This window comes from Paenibacillus sp. P4_A9, assembly GCF_056402415.1.
The window spans coordinates 89,755-104,174 of record NZ_JBFUHL010000011.1; the positions used below are offsets into that span (position 1 = coordinate 89,755).

At 47.1% G+C, this 14,420-nt stretch carries 14 protein-coding genes; 13 read left to right on the plus strand and 1 reads right to left on the minus strand.

Features of this window, described 5'->3' with window-relative positions; all coding sequences use genetic code 11:
• Positions 1 to 21 precede the first annotated feature (21 nt).
• A complete protein-coding gene (coaD, locus tag AC1DVJ_RS11110) occupies positions 22 to 525 on the plus strand; it encodes a pantetheine-phosphate adenylyltransferase (protein ID WP_477590682.1) in 504 nt (167 codons plus the stop codon).
• A 45-nt stretch (positions 526 to 570) separates the two neighbouring features.
• Here coaD and AC1DVJ_RS11115 read toward each other — a convergent pair whose 3' ends face one another.
• The gene (locus tag AC1DVJ_RS11115; protein ID WP_477590684.1) at positions 571 to 1,839 is read right to left on the minus strand and encodes a nucleoside recognition domain-containing protein; all 1,269 of its coding nucleotides are present in this window, start codon (positions 1,837 to 1,839) and stop codon (positions 571 to 573) included.
• Between the two features lie 132 nt (positions 1,840 to 1,971).
• Between AC1DVJ_RS11115 and AC1DVJ_RS11120 the strand changes: the two genes are divergently transcribed.
• The 12 genes from AC1DVJ_RS11120 to smc all read left to right on the plus strand — a co-directional run bounded on the left by AC1DVJ_RS11120 (position 1,972) and on the right by smc (position 14,420).
• The gene (locus tag AC1DVJ_RS11120; RefSeq protein WP_477590686.1) at positions 1,972 to 3,093 is read left to right on the plus strand and encodes a SepM family pheromone-processing serine protease; all 1,122 of its coding nucleotides are present in this window, start codon (positions 1,972 to 1,974) and stop codon (positions 3,091 to 3,093) included.
• 89 nt (positions 3,094 to 3,182) lie between these two features.
• Positions 3,183 to 3,692, plus strand: a complete 510-nt coding sequence (locus AC1DVJ_RS11125; protein WP_477590687.1) for a YceD family protein — start codon at positions 3,183 to 3,185, stop codon at positions 3,690 to 3,692.
• Positions 3,693 to 3,729: 37 nt separating this feature from the next.
• Positions 3,730 to 3,903 carry a 50S ribosomal protein L32 gene (gene rpmF / locus AC1DVJ_RS11130; RefSeq protein WP_056624823.1) on the plus strand — a complete coding sequence of 58 codons (174 nt, stop codon included), beginning with the start codon at positions 3,730 to 3,732 and terminating at the stop codon, positions 3,901 to 3,903.
• A 118-nt stretch (positions 3,904 to 4,021) separates the two neighbouring features.
• The gene (fapR, locus tag AC1DVJ_RS11135; protein WP_477590688.1) at positions 4,022 to 4,636 is read left to right on the plus strand and encodes a transcription factor FapR; all 615 of its coding nucleotides are present in this window, start codon (positions 4,022 to 4,024) and stop codon (positions 4,634 to 4,636) included.
• The gene (gene plsX / locus AC1DVJ_RS11140) at positions 4,620 to 5,624 is read left to right on the plus strand and encodes a phosphate acyltransferase PlsX (RefSeq protein ID WP_477590690.1); all 1,005 of its coding nucleotides are present in this window, start codon (positions 4,620 to 4,622) and stop codon (positions 5,622 to 5,624) included. Before fapR ends, plsX begins: the two co-directional genes overlap by 17 nt.
• Positions 5,621 to 6,607 (plus strand): beta-ketoacyl-ACP synthase III, encoded by a 987-nt coding sequence (locus tag AC1DVJ_RS11145; RefSeq protein ID WP_477590691.1) that lies wholly within the window; start codon positions 5,621 to 5,623, stop codon positions 6,605 to 6,607. The genes plsX and AC1DVJ_RS11145 overlap by 4 nt, the downstream gene beginning before the upstream one ends.
• 57 nt (positions 6,608 to 6,664) lie before the next feature.
• Positions 6,665 to 7,615, plus strand: coding sequence for an ACP S-malonyltransferase (fabD, locus tag AC1DVJ_RS11150; RefSeq protein WP_477590693.1), 951 nt, complete (start codon positions 6,665 to 6,667; stop codon positions 7,613 to 7,615).
• Positions 7,602 to 8,342, plus strand: coding sequence for a 3-oxoacyl-[acyl-carrier-protein] reductase (fabG, locus tag AC1DVJ_RS11155; RefSeq protein ID WP_171635750.1), 741 nt, complete (start codon positions 7,602 to 7,604; stop codon positions 8,340 to 8,342). The genes fabD and fabG overlap by 14 nt, the downstream gene beginning before the upstream one ends.
• Positions 8,343 to 8,427: 85 nt before the next feature.
• Positions 8,428 to 8,661 carry an acyl carrier protein gene (acpP, locus tag AC1DVJ_RS11160; RefSeq protein WP_028558238.1) on the plus strand — a complete coding sequence of 78 codons (234 nt, stop codon included), beginning with the start codon at positions 8,428 to 8,430 and terminating at the stop codon, positions 8,659 to 8,661.
• Positions 8,662 to 8,752: 91 nt separating this feature from the next.
• Positions 8,753 to 9,988 (plus strand): beta-ketoacyl-ACP synthase II, encoded by a 1,236-nt coding sequence (fabF, locus tag AC1DVJ_RS11165; RefSeq protein ID WP_477590695.1) that lies wholly within the window; start codon positions 8,753 to 8,755, stop codon positions 9,986 to 9,988.
• 60 nt (positions 9,989 to 10,048) lie between these two features.
• Positions 10,049 to 10,750 carry a ribonuclease III gene (gene rnc, locus AC1DVJ_RS11170; RefSeq protein WP_477590697.1) on the plus strand — a complete coding sequence of 234 codons (702 nt, stop codon included), beginning with the start codon at positions 10,049 to 10,051 and terminating at the stop codon, positions 10,748 to 10,750.
• 94 nt (positions 10,751 to 10,844) lie between these two features.
• On the plus strand, positions 10,845 to 14,420 hold the full coding sequence (gene smc, locus AC1DVJ_RS11175) for a chromosome segregation protein SMC (protein WP_477590699.1): 3,576 nt from the start codon (positions 10,845 to 10,847) through the stop codon (positions 14,418 to 14,420).

The window sequence follows — 14,420 nt, forward strand, 5'->3', positions numbered from 1 at the left end:
CAATTGAAGGAGAGGGGCAGCATGATGAGGCAAGAACACGGTATTACAGTAGCGGTATATCCAGGTAGCTTTGACCCAGTTACCTATGGTCATCTTGATATTATACATAGAGCAGCCAAAGTATTTGATAAGCTAATTGTAGCAGTGCTGAACAACACGTCCAAGAACGCATTATTCACCCTGGAAGAACGGATGGAGCTGCTCCGGAAAGTAACGGCGGATCTGCCTAATGTGGAGATTGACGGATTTCGGGACTTAATGGTGAATTACATGAAGGCTCGTAATGTCAGGCTTATTGTTCGCGGACTTCGGGCCGTTTCGGATTTTGAATATGAATTACAAATGGCATCGACGAATCACAAGCTGAATCCAGATGTAGAAACATTTTTTATGGCGTCGAAGCCGCAGTTTTCGTATTTGAGCTCAAGCATCGTGAAAGAGATTGCCAAATTCCATGGACCYGTCGAGGATCTTGTGCCGACAGAAGTGGAAGAGGAGTTACGCAAAAAATTCCCTCAGACCTAGAAGCTAGATCTAAAGGAACTTCAAGTTGATTTTCAAGTTTCTAAGTTAATTCACGGCTTTCTTCTGAAAGCGGCGCAGGACAAAGGAAACAAGCAGCATCAAGGTAAAAAGGAAAATGAATTGCGTCAGCATTGGTCCCCATAGGCCCCATGCCGATTCGCCGTTCACGGGAAACGGTACCGCGGCGGCCTCGTTAGATGCTAAGTCCAACCGAAGAAAGCTTGGCTCTGTATCTAATAATAGCAATTGCAATGGTTTCCATAGCAGAATGGTTGTGAATAAGGCGAGCACGGCATGCAGAGCGCGGGACTGCAAGAAAAACATGTACCGGGCATCGGTTTTTTGAAGGAAGCCAGCGACCTGTGCATGGGCTGACAAGCCACCCCAGCCGAGGAAGGCGCTCAGCAGCGCCATTTGTGGCAGAAGCGGGATATCCTTAGCTTGGCTTAAAGTATAAGAACCAAGGTGAATTTCCATCAATCCTTTGATCCATTGCGGTGTAGTGTCAGTGAAAATCCCCATAAAGCTAAGTAGAAACTGCGTGATGGGGCGAAGCATATCGGCAAAATGAGTGATAGAGATGACGTTGATTAAAACGGAAAATATCATCATATAACCGCCAATCAACATTAGCGTTTGCACAGCGGAGGTTACCGCATCTCCAAGCAGTTTACCAAAAGCACGTCCATCTTCCCAATAAGCTTGGCGCATGGCTATAAGGGCTGATTTCCATATAGAAGCCGTTTGTTTCGGTTTAATGACTAGCGTTTTCGCTTCAAGAGAAGCAATGGCTTGCTTCGAATGTCGCATCAAGAATCCTGTTGCGATAGCGGAAATGTAATGAATAATCCCGAGCAAGATCCCCAGCTTCGCGTTATGAAGGAATCCAATACCGATAACCATGATAAGGAATAAAGGACTGCACAAATGTGAGAGGGCCGTTAAACGCTCTGTTTCCGTGCGTGTAAGAAGGTTTTTTTCGCGCAGCGATGCAGTAATTTTAGCTCCTGCAGGAAATCCTACAACAAAGCCTGATGCTAGTGCCCAACCGCTAACGCCAGGGAGACGGAAAAAAACGCGCATCAGCGGCTCCAAGAGCACGCCTGTCCCTTGGATGACACCGAAGCCGATCAATAGCTCAGTCATAATAAGGAAAGGCATTAATGCGGGGAAGACAAGCTTCCACCAAATGGTCAGTCCTTCGAGAGAAGACTGAAAAGCTTTATCAGGAAATAAAATGACAGATATAACAACTAGTCCAGCCAAAGCTCCCAGAACCAGTGTTGTGAATTTGGCAGAGAATCTTGCATTCATAGGCTGCATAGCATCACCTCGTCCTTCGAACATGCTTCATTGTACGCAAGAAGGCAGGGGATTAGACCAAGCTTTCATCGAGAATGGATAGGCAAGAGCATCAAGAGAAAGCAACAGGAAAGGGGGACCTGTATGGATAAGGAAGAAGAGAGCACGATACGTACGTGGTCGAATGATTCATATCGTTATCCGAGAAGCTCAGCGACGAGACGATACCTAGTATCTGCATTAGTAGGTATTATCATTGTATATTTACTGTTTTTTGTGCGATTGCCCTTTTTTGTTTTTATGCCAGGTACCGCCGAAGAAATCAAGCCGATGGTGTCAATTTCCAAAAGCACCGGCACAGAAAAAGGGACGCTCATGCTGACAACGGTACGCGTAGCAGATGCCAATGTGGTGAATTATGTGGTAGGACTCCTTCATCCCTATGAGGAAATTCAGCCGAAAAAGGCTGTTCTCAAGCAGGGTGAGTCCGAGCAAGAGTATTCGCAGCGTCAGGAATATGTCATGTTAACCTCACAAGCCAGCGCGATTCAAGCGGCCTATACCGAGGCCAAGGTCCCTTTTCATATTGATCATGAGGGTGTGATGGTCCTTCAAACCGTACCAGGTTTGTCAGGTGAGAAGGTGCTTAAACCAGGTGATGTGCTTTTGAAGGCAGGGGATAAAGAGGTGAAGGTAGCGCAGGATCTGCTAGACTCCCTTGCAGGTAAAAAAGTTGGAGAAACGATCACAATTACGTATGCTAGGAAAAAGGTTGAAATGCAAACGACATTGACGCTGGGCGCACTTCCGCTTCAAGAAGGGGAAACTGTGCCGCGTGCAGGGATTGGTGTAGTGCCAGCAGGCATGCAATCGGTCAAAGCCGATCAGGAAGATCAGCAGGTGTCGATTAAGGCTGGTGATATTGGTGGGCCTTCAGCAGGATTAATGTTCTCTTTGGAGATATTCAATCAGCTTGTTCCCGAAGATATTACGAAGGGCTATCGCATTGCAGGAACGGGAACAATAGAAGCAGATGGCACCGTAGGTCCGATAGGCGGTATTCAACATAAAATTATTGCTGCGGATCGGGAAAGAGCTGACATTTTCTTTGCTCCCAAAAATATAACCTACAAAGACGGGGCCAAGATCGAGAATTATTCCGATGCGGTCAAAAGAGCAAAGCAAATTAATACGAAGATGAAAATCGTAGAAGTTGGTACAATGGAAGATGCCTTGAAATATCTAGCAGATTTACCTTCGAAATAAGTCATATCTAGCAAAAGTAAGATAATTTAAATTGACAAATGGTATGCGTAATGGATATAATAATCTTTGTTTGTTTGGGGTGAATATACATGCAAATTCGTTTTAGAGAGCTATCTCTTCAAGGGCAGCCGGTACCAATGAGCGAAGTAATGAATTTGACGGAACCTTTTGAGGGTCGTCAAGACATCCTTGGCCATGGACCTGTTCATGTCAATCTTCATGCAAGGTATGAAGAAGGAGTAGTTAAAGTTAACGGTACGTTAACGCTAGACTTGGAGTTAAGCTGTTCCCGATGCTTAACGCACACTAACCAAACAATTAAGCTTCCTTTCAGGGAAGTTTTCATGCAAAAGCCGGAAGAAGAAGATCCAGAGCTTGACGAGGATATACATCTGGTGGTTGGGGATAAAGTAGATTTGGAGCCTTACGTTGTAGAGAATGTAGTGGTCGGTTTACCGTACATACCACTTTGTGACGAAGCGTGCAAAGGTCTCTGTCCCGTGTGCGGAGAAAATCGCAATCAACGTGATTGCGGCTGTAAGCAGGATAAGATTGATCCTAGACTTGCAGGTCTCGCGGACTTTTTTAACAAAGAATAAGGCAACGCCGAAATTCGTATAAGGAGGTGTTTTGAATATGGCAGTACCTCAAAGAAGAACGTCCAAAACTCGTCGCGACAAGCGCCGTACTCACTTTAAATTGGAAGTTCCAGGCATGGTGAAATGTGAACAATGTGCTGAGCTTAAGCTAGCGCATCACGTTTGTAAATCTTGCGGAACATACAAAAGCAGAGAGATCGTAAAAGCATAAGATTAGACATAGTACTTCATCCTAGGTGAGGTGCTATTTTTTTTGCTTTCTTTTTGGTTCCAAATTTAATATACTACAGTTTAGTATCTGGTAATAAGATGAGATCTCACGAGATAAGGTGGTGCTTACCATCGAACGCCTTCCTAAACGACAAAGGCAGCAGCAGCTGTTGCAAGCCATTGAAGCGAACCCATTTATGACGGATGAGGAATTGATGCGAACGTTTGGGGTTAGTATCCAAACTGTCCGCTTGGATCGATTAGAGCTCGGTATTCCTGAACTGCGGGAACGCATGAAACATATGGCTGTCAAAACGTATGATCCTGTGCGTTCACTACCCATTGATGAAGTTATTGGGGAAGTCATTGATTTACAGTTGGATCAAAGCGGTATTTCGATTTTTGAAATTAAAGAAGACCATATTTTTTCCAGAACCAAAATTGCCAGAGGACATCACATTTTCTCACAAGCCAACTCGTTGGCTGTTGCTGTCATCGACGATCCGATTGCTTTAACAGCTTCGGCCGATATCAAATTTGTACGATCAGTAAAGCTGGGAGAGAAGTGTATCGCCAAAGCCTATGTGCGATCTGTTTCCAAAGGGAAAGCACGCGTAGAGGTGTTCACTTATGTGGGCGAAGAAACGGTGTTTCGAGGCAACTTTGTCATCTTTCATTCGAAGAAAGAGCAACATCTAGATAGGGAGGACAAGCTCCATGCGGATCGCGATTGATGCAATGGGCGGAGATCATGCGCCTAAGATCGTAGTTGAGGGTGCTCTCGCAGCGGCTAAAGAGTGGAAGGACGTACATATCATTCTAGTCGGTAACAGCGCCGCGATAGAAGCTCACCTCACAGAGAGGCCAGATAACCTAACGATCCGTCATGCGGAAGAAGTCATCGAAGCCGAGGATGAGCCTGTCAAAGCAGTTCGTCGTAAGAAAGACGCTTCCATGGTCGTGGCAGGTAGATTGGTACGGGAGAAAGAAGCCGAGGCCATGATTTCTGCAGGCAACACGGGAGCACTGATGACGACGGGATTGTTAATCGTAGGAAGAATTCCGGGTATTGAACGTCCAGCATTAGCACCAATGATTCCTACCATGGATGGCAATGGTGTGCTTGCATTAGATTTAGGAGCGAACATGGATGCAACCCCAGAGCAATTGATCCAATATGCGATTATGGGCAGCATATATCGTTCCAATGTGCATGGCATTGCGAAGCCTCGCGTAGGTTTGTTGAATGTCGGGACGGAATCGACCAAAGGGAATGAATTAACCAAAACAGCATATCCTTTAATGGAACAAGCTCCGATTCATTTTGTTGGCAATGTAGAGTCTTCACAGATACTTCGCGCGAAATGTGACGTTATCGTATGCGACGGCTTTGCTGGAAATATTATGTTGAAATCACTGGAGGGCGCAGCGTCCGTCATTTTCTCAGCATTAAAGGAAGAATTCACCAAATCCATCTTCTCGAAGCTTGCAGCAGCCGTTTTGAAGCCAGGGTTGACGCAATTTCGCAAGAAGCTGGACTATAATGAACATGGAGCTGCACCATTTCTCGGTATTGATGGGTTAGTACTGAAAAGTCATGGCTCATCCGATGCAAATGCCATTAAGAATGCCGTTCGTCAAGCAAGAATCGCATTACAGAATGATTTGGTTGGCACCATATCTGCCGAAATTAGCCGCGGGAAGCGAGATATAACAACATGAACTTAATACCAGTTGGGGTACTCGGAACGGGTAAATATGTACCAGAACGTATTTTAACGAATCAAGAACTAGAAACGATGGTCGAAACAAATGATGAGTGGATCGTATCTAGAACAGGCATACGTGAGAGAAGAATCGCGGCAGAAGGACAAGCTACGTCCGATCTCTGTTATGAAGCTTCATTGGTTGCCTTGTCTAACGCTGGAATTACAGCTGATCAGATAGATCTAATCATCGTTGCTACCATCACGCCAGATATGTCATTTCCATCTACGGCATGTATTCTACAAGAGAAATTGGGAGCGAAGAAAGCTGCGGCTTTCGACTTGTCTGCAGCTTGCTCAGGTTTCGTCTATGGACTAGCGAATGCCGCTAATTTCATTGCCACAGGTACATATAAATACGCGCTCGTCATTGGCGCAGATTGTTTGTCCAAAATTACGGATTACACAGATCGCAACACATGCATTCTCTTTGGTGATGGAGCAGGAGCTGTTGTTATTGGCGAGGTGCCTGAAGAAAGAGGCTTCAAATCCTTTGAATTAGGTGCAGACGGTACTGGAGGTCCTCTTCTGAAAATTGAAGGCGGCGGTTCCCGTAATCCAGCTTCACAGAATTCCCTAGACCAGCGTTTGCATTACATCTATATGGCTGGCGCCGAGGTATTCAAGTTTGCTGTTCGCATTATGGGGAATGCAGCGGATGAAGCTTTGCGTAAAGCTGGCTGGGAGAAAACAGACATTGATCTGCTTGTCCCTCACCAAGCCAATATGCGAATTATTCAATCCTCACTGAATCGCTTGGAATTGTCGGCAGACAAATGTATGATTAACTTGGACAAGTACGGCAATATGTCGGCTGCCTCCATTCCAGTTGCGCTAGCAGAAGCTTCTGAGCAAGGTAGATTAAGCCAAGGTGATCGTCTAGTCTTAGTTGGCTTTGGCGGCGGACTCACTTGGGGTGCTGCGGCTTTGGTTTGGTAATTCGTTTTCTAAATAAAAAATGACTGAATATACCGTGGAAGGGGATCCTTTTCTCGTATGGGTAAAATAGCATTTATATTTCCTGGTCAAGGTTCACAGTCCGTGGGTATGGGACAAGACCTATACACATCGCTGCCAGCGGCCAAAGCTTATTTTGACCGCGCCAATGAAGCGCTGGGCTTTTCCTTATCTGATCTGATCTTCCAAGGTCCAGAAGACCAATTGAAGATCACGTACCACACGCAGCCCGCGCTGCTCACGACAAGCATCGCTTGTCTGGAAGCGTTCAAAGCTGCAGGCATCACACCAGACTATGTCGCAGGACATAGCCTAGGTGAGTACAGCGCGCTCGTCGCAGCCGGCGTGCTCGCGTTCGAAGACGCGGTCCGCACCGTGCGTGCCCGCGGCGAGTTCATGGAGCAGGCCGTCCCAGGCGGCCTGGGTGCCATGGCAGCCGTGCTTGGAGCCGAGCGCGGAGCGCTGGCGGAGCTTTGCGCGGCGATCACCAGCGGCGGCTCCGTCGTGGAGCTCGCTAATGTGAACTGCCCGGGACAGATTGTCGTCTCGGGCAGTAAGGAAGGCGTTGCAGCGGTTGTAGAACGCTGCAAGGAAGCTGGCGCGAAGCGTGCCATCCCGCTCGAGGTGAGCGGGCCGTTTCACTCTTCCCTCATGAAGCCAGCCTCGGAGCGCCTCGCAGAGGTGCTCGCGTCCATCGAGATGAGGGATGCAGCCGTGCCCGTTGTTGCCAACGTAACGGCTCGTCCTGTGACCCAGCCGAGCGATATACGCGGCTTGCTGGTAGAGCAGGTGTATTCCCCTGTTCTTTGGGAAGACACGATTACGTACCTGATCAGCCAAGGCGTGGATACGTTCATCGAGCTGGGCTCGGGATCGGTGCTTGCTGGCTTGATCAAAAAAGTCGACAAAACGGTGAAAACCGTGTCGATTGGCAGCCAGGAAGCGCTGGAAAAGTTCACGCAGGAGGTGCACAATCATGTTAACGGGTAAAGTGGCACTAGTTACAGGGGCATCACGCGGCATTGGCCGTGCCATAGCCTTGCATTTAGCGGAGCATGGCGCCGACGTTGTGGTGAACTACGCAGGCAGCGAAGCGGCTGCTGGTGAAGTTGTAGCTGCGATTGAAGCGATGGGGCGCAAAGCTATTAAATTGCGGGCTGATGTGAGCAGCTATCAAGAATCTGATGATCTTGTTAAGCAAACGCTAGAAGTTTTTGGTAAAATTGATATTCTCGTGAATAATGCGGGCATAACAAGAGACAATTTAATCATGCGAATGAAAGAAGAAGAATTCGATCAAGTTATTGCGACGAATCTCAAGGGCGTGTTCAACTGTGTCAAAGCGGTTACACGTCCAATGATGAAGCAGCGCTTCGGTCGAATTATCAATATATCTTCTGTAGTCGGCGTGCTCGGTAACCCGGGTCAAGCCAACTATGTAGCAGCAAAAGCAGGTGTTATTGGCTTAACGAAGGCGACTGCGAGAGAGCTTTCCTCGCGTGGCATTACCGTGAACGCTGTAGCGCCAGGCTTTATTGAAACCGATATGACAGACAAATTGTCTGCCGAGATGCGTGAGCAAATGCTGAAGCAAATCCCGCTGGAACGCCTTGGGCAGCCAGAGGAGATTGCGAAGGTTGTTCGCTTCTTAGCTTCTGACGATGCCTCTTACATGACAGGGCAAACGCTCCATGTAGACGGCGGAATGTACATGTAAGTTTCTAGAAAATGAGAATTACAAAATTGCCTACTGGCAATCTGTCAAAGATTCTCGTATAATACCAAATGAGGAGGTGAACCGGATGTCCGACGTATTGGATCGTGTTAAACGAATTGTAGTCGATCGTCTAGGGGTTGATGAAGCTGAAGTCACCCTCGAAGCATCTTTCAAAGAAGACCTAGGTGCTGATTCTCTCGATGTAGTTGAATTAGTAATGGAATTAGAAGATGAATTCGATTTAGAAATTTCAGATGAAGATGCTGAGAAGATTACGACAGTAGGAGAAGTTACGAATTACATAAAATCTCATACGTAATAGTCTACAGAGTCCCGTTTCTAATAAAGACGGGACTTCTCTCCATTCTCACAATAAAAAATATGGAATCACTACATAGAAGGTGGTACAAATGAACAGAGTTGTAATTACAGGTATGGGCGTAGTTACTGCCCTTGGTCAGGATTTAGAAACATTTTGGGGAAATCTGACTTCTGGTAAATCAGGCGTGGGTTTAATCGAGAATTTTGATGTAAGCGAATACCCGACAAGGATTGCTGCTGAGATCAAAGACTTTAACATTGAAGACTATGTGGATCGTAAAGAATCCCGTCGGATGGACCGTTTCGTACAATTCGCTGTTGCAGCTTCGTTGAATGCGCTGAAAGATGCGAAATTGAACGTGAAGGAAGATACGGATCCGGAGCGCGTAGGCGTTTCAGTAGGATCAGGCATTGGCGGTTTGAACACGTGGGAAGAGCAGCATCGCATTTTGTTGGAAAAAGGGCCTAAACGTGTTTCACCTTTCTTTATCCCGATGATGATTGCGAACATGGCCTCTGGTCATGTGTCGATGGTTACGGGTGCGAAAGGGCCGAACTCCACAGCCGTAACGGCTTGTGCAACAGGCACGCACTCCATTGGTGACTCGTTCAAAATGATTCAACGTGGCGATGCCGACGTGATGATTTGCGGTGGAGCTGAAGCGACAATTACGCCGATTGGTGTAGCTGGCTTCTGCGCACTACGTGCGATGTCGACTCGCAACGAAGAGCCGCATTTGGCAAGTCGTCCTTTTGATACAGGTCGTGATGGCTTTGTCATGGGTGAAGGCTCTGGCGTACTCATTCTGGAGTCACTAGAGCATGCTCAGAAGCGTGGCGCACGCATCTATGCAGAAGTAATCGGCTATGGCATGAGCGGTGACGCTTATCATATGACAGATCCGGACCCAGATGGCGCTGCACGTTGTATGGTCAAAGCGATTAAGGATGCAGGTATTGGACCTGACGCGATTTCGTACATTAACGCTCACGGTACATCGACTCCTGTTGGAGATAAGTCAGAGACAATTGCAATCAAGAAAGCGCTAGGCGAACATGCTTACAAGGTTGCTGTTAGCTCGACGAAATCCATGACAGGTCATTTACTTGGCGCTGCTGGCGGTGTGGAAGCTGTTATTTGTGGGTTAACAATCGCGAATAGCCTCATTGCTCCGACAATCAACTTGGATAATCAAGATCCAGAATGTGATTTGGATTACGTACCGAACACAGCTCGTGAAGCGAACGTAGCTGTTGCGATGTCGAACTCCTTCGGCTTCGGCGGTCATAATGCAACGATCATCATGAAAAAGTACCAAGCATAATTACCATGCCTGCGACGAAAGATAACGGAATATCAATCTCTCCGGGTGGTGAAGTAAGGCGTGAACCGTGATATTAAGGATTTACAGAAGCAGATAGGTGTCTCGTTTCGCAAAACGGAGCTGCTGAAGCAAGCTTTTACACATTCGTCCTATGTGAACGAACACCGCATTGCTGGACACAAAGATAACGAACGGCTTGAGTTTCTTGGAGATGCCGTACTTGAATTAACAGTTTCGGAATTTTTATATGAATCTTATCCTGGGCGTTCAGAAGGTGAATTAACGAAGCTAAGGGCATCCATTGTCTGTGAGCCCTCACTCGTGACATTTGCCGAAGATTTGGATTTCGGTGCCTTTGTCTTACTGGGTAAGGGAGAAGAGTTAACAGGTGGACGCTCACGGCCAGCACTGCTCGCAGATGTGTTCGAATCCTTTGTTGGCGCTTTATACTTAGACCAAGGCTTGGAAACCGTTAAAGCGTTTCTTCAGAAGCATGTATTCGCCAACATTTCCAGTGAAGGCAAGCTGCTTGTGATTGATTACAAGACGCAATTACAAGAGCATACCCAGCATCATAATATGGGTTCCTTGGAATACCGAATTGTGAATGAACGGGGTCCTGCACATGAGCGAGAGTTCGTTGCTGAAGTGTACATGGATAGCGAGCTTCTAGGAGCTGGTGCGGGTCGTTCGAAGAAAGAGGCGGAACAGCAGGCTGCTGCTGGTGCGCTGTCCAAATTAAACGTAACGGTACAACGATAGTGGAACAACCAGAAGAGGCGGCTGCTGCTGCCTTTTTTGTATTTTTCTCTTATTTTGACATGCGATATGTTACAATAATTTTTGAGGTGAGACCATGTTTTTGAAACGGATCGAATTATCCGGGTTTAAATCATTCGCGGACCGAACGGAACTCGAATTTGTGCGAGGCATTACCGCGGTTGTAGGTCCTAACGGGAGTGGAAAGAGCAATATCTCGGACGGGATCCGTTGGGTGTTAGGGGAACAAAGCGCGAAGTCCTTGCGTGGCGGTAAAATGGAAGATGTCATTTTCGCAGGCAGCGACTCGCGTCGGGCAGTGAATTACGGGGAAGTCTCGTTAACATTAGATAATACTTCGCAATCGCTTCCACTAGACTTTCATGAAGTCACAGTAACACGTAGGGTGCATAGGAATGGCGATAGTGAATATTTGATTAACAAACAGCCTTGTCGCTTGAAGGATATCACGGAGTTGTTCATGGACACGGGGATCGGGAAAGAAGCGTACTCCATTATTGGACAAGGTCGTATTGAAGAAATTTTGAGTACGAAATCGGAAGATCGTCGAGGTATCTTTGAAGAAGCTTCGGGGATTGTTAAATATAAATCGCGTAAGCGCGAAGCGGAGAAGAAATTAAATGATACCGAGCAAAATTTGCTGCGGATTCATGATTTAGTCTCTGAGCTTGAGGATCAAGTTGAACCACTTCGTGAACAATCGGAGAAAGCGATTCGTTTTAAAGTGCTGAAGGAAACTCTCAAAAGCAGTGAGATCTCCATGTATGTCCATCAGATCGATCAGATCTATGTGGCTTGGAATGACGCTACGCAGCTGCTAGAAAAGTTAACGAAAGAGCAAACAGAGCTGTCTACGATCGTAAACCAGCATGATGCGCATTTGGAGAAGCATCGTTGGGAAACGCGCAGGCTTGAAGAAGAGCTGGAAACGCTGCAAGAGAGTCTGCTAGGTCTAAGCGAAGAGTTCGAGAAGTGTGAGGGTCACGGCGAGGTTCTCAAAGAACGGAAAAAGAACTATGTGACGAATCACCAGCAGCTAAGCACGACAATCGCAATGCAAGAGCAGCGTAAATTAGATAAAGAAGCAGATTTGAGCGAGCAACGTGATAAAATCATCCAAATTGGCGCGCAGCTATTTGAATTCCAAGCCAAGCTGACTGCGGAAGAGCAGCGCTTACAAGGGGTAAGCGGAGGCATCAGTTCCTCGCCTGAGGATCAGTTGAAGGGTGAATTGCTTGAAACCCTTAACCGCATGGCGCAATCTCGCAATGAAATTCGTTACGCCGAGCAGCAAATCGAAAGCATTGGACGCCGTTTGGACAGACTCGATGAAGAGCGTCAGAAATGGGCGGATCAGCGTGAGAGTATTTCGCGTCGTAAGCAAGAGCTATCAGCCAAGTTGGCAGAAACGGTTGCTGAAATAGAGCAAGCAAGGCAGGAATACGTTCAGCTAACGCAAGCGTTGAAGAGCAAGCAAGGACTGCTCGATGAAGCACAAGCTATGGTACGGAAATGGGAGCAAAAGCTCGATGGGCTAATTTCCCGCCGCGACACCATGAAGGAGATGGCCAATGATTACGATGGCTTCCAACAAGGTGTTAAGGAAGTACTTAAAGCGAAAACGCGCAAAGATCTGCGCGGAATTCGCGGTGCGGTGGCCGAGCTAGTCAAAGTGCCTGCCAATGTGGAAGTAGCGATTGAAACAGCACTAGGCGGTGCCCTGCAAAATATTATCGTTGAGACCGAGGCAGATGGCCGTGAAGCGATTGCTTTCTTGAAGCGTCGTCAAATGGGACGAGCTACCTTCCTGCCTATGAATGTCATTCGCGGACGTTCGATCTCCGATCATGAGAGCCAAACATTAAAAGCTTCGAAAGGTTTCGTTGGGATTGCTGTTGATCTTGTCTCCTTCGATTCAACCTATACCAATATCTTCTCCAGTTTACTGGGGAATGTGGTTGTTGCAGAGAGTCTAGAAGATGCCAATCATATCGCAGCGAAAGCGCAATATCGCTACCGTGTTGTGACGCTGGAGGGTGACGTTGTAAACCCAGGCGGTTCTATGACGGGCGGAAGCTTGCAGAAGAAGTCGACGAACTTGTTAGGTCGTCAACGTCAAATCGAAGAGCTTGATGCTGAGATCGCAACATCTGAGGGACAGCTAAGCGGTTTGCGCAGCCAATCTAGTTCATTGAAGCGTGAAATTATAGATGAAATGCTGAAGGTAGAACAGCTTCGACAATTGGGTGAGCAGCAGCGTATTACGGAGCAACAAATTCGCGCGGAACTGAATCCGTTGGAATCGGAAAGCCGTACCGTAGAACAGCAGCTAACGCTGGATAGTCAAGACAGAAGCGCGCTACTGGAAGAACGAACTGAATTTAGTCGTAAAAAAGTAGAAAGTGAAGCAGCACTCGCTCAGCTCCAAGAAGAGGAAGCATCGCTACAACGAGCGATTCGTGATGCCGAGAGCTCTCGTAAAGCGAGTGAATCCGAGAAAGAAGAGCTGCAAAGCCAATTAACAGATTTGAAGGTCAAGGTGGCCTCGACATCGCAAGAGAAACAATCCCTTCAAGATCAACAACGACGCTTACAACAGGATCTAAGCGATGTGGAGCGTGAGATTGAAGTCAATCGTGGCCTGCTATCCCAATTGGACAGCGATATGGCAACACTTGAGCAAGAAACTGTGCAGCAAATCGAGCTCTTGAATGATTTGAAGCTAAAGAAGCAGCAATGCTCCGAAAGCATAGATTTCAAACGGGCGGAACGTGCCGACTGGTTACAGAAGCTTGAACACGGCGAAAATGCAACGCGTACGCAGCGTATTCAACTAAAGCAGGTTGAAGAAAATCTCCATCAAACGGAAGTGCGCGTAACGCGCCTAGATGTGGAGCTTGAGAATCTGCTCAAAAAGCTTGCCGAAGAATATGAGCTTAGCTATGAGCTGGCGAAAATGCGCTATCCTGTGCCTGCGGATATTCAAGGCACACAGAGTAAAGTGCGTGAGCTGAAACGTGAAATTGCTTCGCTGGGTGATGTGAACTTAGGAGCGATTGAGGAATATGCGCGCGTATCAGAACGCTTCGAGTTCTTGAGCTCGCAAAAGGATGATTTAATCGAAGCGAAGACGACCTTGTATCAGGTCATTCGTGAGATGGATCAGGAAATGTCCAAACGGTTTAAAACGACGTTCGATGCGATTCGCTCCCATTTTGGGGTCGTATTTGCGAAATTGTTCGGCGGCGGTCGCGCAGATTTAATTCTGTCCGAGCCTGAGAACATGCTCGATACGGGTATTGAGATTGTCGCTCAGCCGCCAGGCAAAAAGCTGCAAAATCTTCAATTACTGTCCGGTGGAGAACGCGCATTGACTGCGATTGCTCTCTTGTTCTCCATTATTCGTGTTAAACCAGTGCCATTCTGCGTATTGGATGAGGTAGAAGCCGCGCTAGATGAAGCGAACGTATCTCGATTTGCAGAGTATTTGCGTGAGTTTTCGGAGATGACGCAATTTATCGTGGTTACACACCGTAAAGGTACGATGGAAGAAGCTGACGTGTTATATGGCGTTACGATGCAAGAAGGCGGCGTTTCTAAGCTTGTATCGGTAAGATTAGAAGACGAAGAAGCGACGATGACGGCGTCTTAA

What these genes read in the sequence shown, in the direction of transcription:
- smc (WP_477590699.1), top strand. Translation starts at nt 10,845, where the DNA reads ATGTTTTTGAAACGGATCGAATTATCCGGGTTTAAATCATTCGCGGAC.
- AC1DVJ_RS11145 (WP_477590691.1), top strand. Translation starts at nt 5,621, where the DNA reads ATGAACTTAATACCAGTTGGGGTACTCGGAACGGGTAAATATGTACCA.
- AC1DVJ_RS11115 (WP_477590684.1), bottom strand. Translation starts at nt 1,839, where the DNA reads ATGAATGCAAGATTCTCTGCCAAATTCACAACACTGGTTCTGGGAGCT.
- acpP (WP_028558238.1), top strand. Translation starts at nt 8,428, where the DNA reads ATGTCCGACGTATTGGATCGTGTTAAACGAATTGTAGTCGATCGTCTA.
- rpmF (WP_056624823.1), top strand. Translation starts at nt 3,730, where the DNA reads ATGGCAGTACCTCAAAGAAGAACGTCCAAAACTCGTCGCGACAAGCGC.
- fabG (WP_171635750.1), top strand. Translation starts at nt 7,602, where the DNA reads ATGTTAACGGGTAAAGTGGCACTAGTTACAGGGGCATCACGCGGCATT.
- plsX (WP_477590690.1), top strand. Translation starts at nt 4,620, where the DNA reads ATGCGGATCGCGATTGATGCAATGGGCGGAGATCATGCGCCTAAGATC.
- AC1DVJ_RS11120 (WP_477590686.1), top strand. Translation starts at nt 1,972, where the DNA reads ATGGATAAGGAAGAAGAGAGCACGATACGTACGTGGTCGAATGATTCA.
- AC1DVJ_RS11125 (WP_477590687.1), top strand. Translation starts at nt 3,183, where the DNA reads ATGCAAATTCGTTTTAGAGAGCTATCTCTTCAAGGGCAGCCGGTACCA.
- fabD (WP_477590693.1), top strand. Translation starts at nt 6,665, where the DNA reads ATGGGTAAAATAGCATTTATATTTCCTGGTCAAGGTTCACAGTCCGTG.
- fabF (WP_477590695.1), top strand. Translation starts at nt 8,753, where the DNA reads ATGAACAGAGTTGTAATTACAGGTATGGGCGTAGTTACTGCCCTTGGT.